The sequence below is a fragment of the Pseudoxanthomonas sp. LjRoot204_2 genome (assembly GCF_056175765.1).
Genome location: NZ_JBGFFG010000686.1, coordinates 1 through 1,200, shown reverse-complemented (window position 1 = coordinate 1,200; position 1,200 = coordinate 1). Strand labels below are relative to the sequence as shown.

Sequence of the window (1,200 nt, the reverse complement as noted above, 5' to 3'; positions counted from 1 at the left end):
GTCGGCACACTGCGCGTCGGGCACCGCGAGCGGCGACAGCCGCTCGACGTGTTCTCCCTCGATGCGAATGGCCTCCCGGCTGGTTGCGAGGACGCGCAGGTCGGGCAGGGCGCCGAGCAGTTCGGCGATGAGCGGCGCCAGTGCGTCCAGCATGTGCTCGCAGTTGTCGATCARCAGGAGCACATCGCGGTCCGCCAGCCTCTGGAGGATGGCCCGCGTCGTGTCGGGGGTGTCCGGCGGCGCGCCGAGCGACCGGGCCACCGTGCTCGCCAGATGGGCCTGCGAGACCAGCGGCGAGAGATCGATGAAGGCCAATTGCATGGCCGTGCGTTCTGCATGGCAATCGGCCGCATGGATGGCGACACGGGTCTTCCCGATGCCGCCGGCGCCGACGATGGTGACCAGCCGGCGCGTGGCGAGCGCCGCCAGCACGCGCGCCATGTCGGCGTCGCGGCCCACACGCCGGGTGAGGCGCTCCGGCAGCTTCGCGAACGCCAGGGCCGCCGCCCCCGGCCGATCCTCGGTCGGCATGCCGACCTGTTCGCGAAAAACCGTTCCATTGAACCGGTAGCCGCGCAGGGGAATGTTCGAAATCCATTCCTTGCAGTTGTCCCCGTCTTGCGGCTCCCCCAAGGCCTTGCGGAGCGCGGAGATGTGGACCCGCACACTGGACTCCTCGACCACCACCCCGGCCCAGACGGTGGCGAGCAGCTCGTCCTTGCCCACGACTTCGCCCACGCGCCTGAGCAGTTGCAGCAGCAGTTCGAACGAGCGGGAGCCCAGGCGCACGCTCTGCCCGAGTCTTTCGAGCCGGCGCTGGGCCTCCCAGACGATGAACGCGCCAAAGCGCCAGCGGACCTCGCTCGGCCCCTGCGACGCGCCGGCATGCGCCTGCGATGACGTGGAGCGCGCCGCGATGCCGTACATGTCACCCACTCGTCAGCCCTCGCAACGCCCGCGCCGCGGGCAGGCCCGTGCGGCGTCGGACGGCGACGACCCGCTTGCCCGCGTTGGGAAATGCCTCGAGCGCAGATTTTTTCATTCGATGATCCAGTCAAGAAGATGAAGGCCGCAGCCATTCGGGCCGCACGAGATACAAGACGGCCGGACGCCGGGTTTTGTGACAGGGGCCGCGATCCGGGCCTTGCATGGGCAGCAATCGCCGCCGTCGGCGATGTCGGGCGATTGCATGCGATGAGG

Annotated in this window: 1 protein-coding gene; it reads right to left on the bottom strand. The window is 69.4% G+C overall.

The annotated features are described in order from the left end of the window. Window positions 1-927, bottom strand: a 927-nt coding sequence (locus tag AC04L7_RS19095; RefSeq protein ID WP_475513760.1) for a winged helix-turn-helix domain-containing protein, incomplete at its 3' end; no start/stop codon positions are given. Window positions 928-1,200 lie beyond the last annotated feature (273 nt).